Genomic DNA, 3,167 nt, shown 5'->3' on the forward strand with positions numbered 1-3,167 from the left:
CAAGGCCATCGGCCGACCTGGCAGATCCTGGTAGATAAAGAACAAGCTAAGTGCCCAGATTTTGAGGTAGTGGTCGGGCTCAAAGCGCACGAGGCCGCGCTCGGGGTTCTGGAGGTCCTCCCAGGCACGCAGGGCGTAGGGCAGCACGATCCGTGCGAGGTCGCCCCGGTGGTCGTCCGGCAGACCCTTCAGCTTCGGCACGTGCCGAAGCTGGATCTCGGTATCGGCGGAGTGGCAGAACTTCTTGACCGTCTGTAGGACGCTGTAAGTGGCTGTTGTCGTTCCGATCTTGAGGGGTGTCGGTCGAACGGGCGTCTCGATCGGGTGAGCTACCCTGTCGGCCGTGGACACGCCTCCTGAGCAGCCAAGCTGCCCCGACTGCGGGCGGTCGCTGAAGAGCCTGGGTCTTGTCCTGTCTCTCCGCGACGAAGACCAGAAGCGCGTGTGCCGCCATGCGTGGAAGTGTTCGGCGGGTCACTTCTGGTGGCGCTGGGCGGATCGGCCTGCGGAGCCCCTGGAGGTCTGCCCCTACCCGCGGCTCTTTCGAAGTTATGACCTTGGGAGCAATTGAGCTCGGGACGTGCTCACCTGGCGGGTCGGCTGGAGGGTGATCAGGCGGTCTGCCGGGCGAGCACCAGTTCGGTGCTGGGCTTGCGGCGGGTCGCGCGCCGGGCGGAGCGGTCGGAGACCAGTCCGGCGATGGCGAGGTGGGTCTCCGCGAAGGTCTCTCGGCGTCCGGTGAACCTCTGGAGCGGCCGCCACTGCTTGTACTCGGCATTGGTGTGTTCCACGCAAATCCGTGCCGAGGACTGGCGGCGCCTCCGTTCCCGCCAGGCGTGGTGCTCGCCCAGCGGCGCGTCGTCCTTCGGCTTCTTCGGCGGGGCGCTCACCTGGTCGGGGAACTCGTTGGCCAGGCCCCGGTAGCCCTCGTCGACCTTCGCCCTCACGCCAGGGTGCTGTCGGAACTGCTCGGCGATGCCCTCGGAGCGCACGGCGGTCTGATCGTGCATGCGGCCGGGCCGGATCACCCCGCTGAACAGCGTGCGGCCCTGGCCGTCGCTGAACGTCGTCGTCTTGATCGTGTTCTGCTTCTTCTTGCCCGAGACGAAGGCCTTGCGGCCGGGGCGGCCGGCGCGCGGGCGGCGGACCTGGACCTCGGTGCCGTCAATCCGCAGCTTCACACCCTCGGCGTCGGCGTAGGCGAACAGGTCCTCCAGGGTGCGGATTCGCAGTCCAGGGCGGTCGGGGACGGCGAAGCCGCGGGACGCCAGCAGCGGGCGGACCTCGCGGATCGCGCCGGAGACCGTGGATCGGTCCACTCCCCACAACTCGGCGAGTGCCGCGTGCGGCAGCCCGAGGCGCAAGTGCACCAAGGCGACCAACAGCCGGTCCACGAACACCAGCCGCGCCTCGGGCCGGCACCTGCCGCCCGCCGCCGGTCACCACCGCGCCGCTCACGCAGCGCCGACTCCCGCGAAGCCTCCCAGCGCGGCCCAAGTTCTTCGAGCAACTCACTGAAGTGTGCGCGCGAGACCCCGGACAGGGCAGGATGGGAGCAGGCCGCACGGGCCCAGGCAAGCGTCACAACTCGCCCAACCCGCACGGCCGCTATCACGTCACGCGCCAGCCGCTGCCAGCCCTCACGACGTTGCTTTCTCTATGCCGATAGCAACGCTGCAGGCAGGACCACTGCCAGAGCGGCATCTGCTCACTGACGTCAACAACAGGCCTGGCTCGGGCATAGCGGGGCATCACCCCTGGCTCGCCGGAACCCATGCGGCCAGTTCGTTCCCACCGGGCTCACGGAAGTGAAAGCGCCGCCCGCCAGGAAAATCGAACGCTTCGACCGTGACCGTGCCGCCCGCCTCGGTCACGGCTTGGTGTGTCGCATCGAGGTCGTCGACCTGGATCACAGCCAACGGCGCGGCCGGGGCCTCGGAACGGTCCTGCTGAAAGCCGAGGCTGACGCCACTGCCGCAGTCCACGTCCACGTACTCGGGGCCATACTCAGTCGCGTCCCATCCAAAGACCGCTTGGAGGAACTGAGCCGACTGCACGGCCGAAGACGTCGGAAACTCGACCATCGTGAAGCTGTTCATGACGAACACCATAGTTCTGCGACCGCAGGCCGCCGCCACGTCGCGGACGAAGACCCGCCGCTACCGCTCCCCAAGTCGTTAGTGACGGTCGTTGGCCCGCTCTCCGAGCGGTTTCGGTCGAGCGGAGATCTCGATCGGGTGGCCGCGGCGGCTACCACGCATGAAAGCAGGGCCTCTTGGTAGCTCGAAGGGTGTCTACGCCAACGACCATTCCAGGAGACCCTGTTGTCGCATTTCTACGGCATCGCGGATGCGGGGTCCACTTCGGCCACCCTCGCGTGTGACTGCCTGGCTCACAGGTTCGGGAACGCCGGCGACCACGGGGTGCGCGAACGCCGCTACCCGACCGACATGACCGACGCCGAGTGGGCGGCCGTCCGGCCGCTGCTGCCGGTTCCGGGATGGCTGCGCGGCCGGGGCGGCCAACCGGAGGCCTACTGCCACCGAGCGATACTGGACGCGATCCGCTACCTCGTCGACAACGCAACGAAGTGGCGAGCCATCCCAGTCGACTTCCCACCCTGGGACCGGGTCTATGCGTTCTTCCGACGCTGGCGCGACCACGGCCTAGTCCGCGAGTTCCACGACCGCCTCCGCCGAAAGGTCCGCGAGCAGGCCGGACGGGATCCGGAACCGAGCGCCGGGGTGATCGACTCCCAGTTCGTCAAGGCGGACGCCGTCGTCGGATCCGACAGCCGCGGCTTCGACGGCGGAAAATTGATCAACGGCCGCAAGCGGCACGCCGTGGTCGACACGCTCGGCCTGCTGCTCGCGGTCATGGTCACCGCCGCGGACGTCGGCGACCGCGCCGCCGCCCAGGTGCTGCTCGCCCAGGTCGCCGCCGCGCACCACCGACTGGCTCTGGTGTGGGCCGACGGCGGCTACACCGGCAGCCTCGTCGAATACAGCCTCGCCGTCCTCGCCGTGGTCCTGGCCATCGTCAAGCGCAGCGACGACATGCGCGGCTTCGTGGTGCTACCGAAGAGGTGGATCGTGGAGAGGTTCTTCGCTCACCTGATGCAAAGCCGCCGCCTCGTGCGCGACTTCGAGCGCTCCACTAGCAGCGCG

General features: G+C 68.3%; 2 protein-coding genes and 2 pseudogenes. 1 reads left to right on the forward strand and 3 read right to left on the reverse strand.

Annotation, left to right across the window (positions count from 1 at the left end; translation table 11 throughout):
• The 3 genes and pseudogenes from K7G59_RS34225 to K7G59_RS34235 all read right to left on the reverse strand — a co-directional run.
• Window positions 1-351: pseudogene (locus K7G59_RS34225) on the reverse strand (hypothetical protein); the annotation flags it as partial.
• Window positions 352-611: 260 nt separating this feature from the next.
• Window positions 612-1,585: pseudogene (locus K7G59_RS34230) on the reverse strand (transposase family protein).
• 166 nt (window positions 1,586-1,751) lie between these two features.
• Complete coding sequence (locus tag K7G59_RS34235; protein ID WP_225840609.1) at window positions 1,752-2,099, reverse strand: VOC family protein; 348 nt, start codon at window positions 2,097-2,099, stop codon at window positions 1,752-1,754.
• 225 nt (window positions 2,100-2,324) lie between these two features.
• Here K7G59_RS34235 and K7G59_RS34240 point away from each other — a divergent pair.
• A partial coding sequence (locus tag K7G59_RS34240; protein WP_225840611.1) for an IS5 family transposase occupies window positions 2,325-3,167 on the forward strand: 843 nt, incomplete at its 3' end.

The organism is Streptomyces sp. NK08204, from assembly GCF_020400585.1.
Lineage (GTDB): Bacteria > Actinomycetota > Actinomycetes > Streptomycetales > Streptomycetaceae > Streptomyces.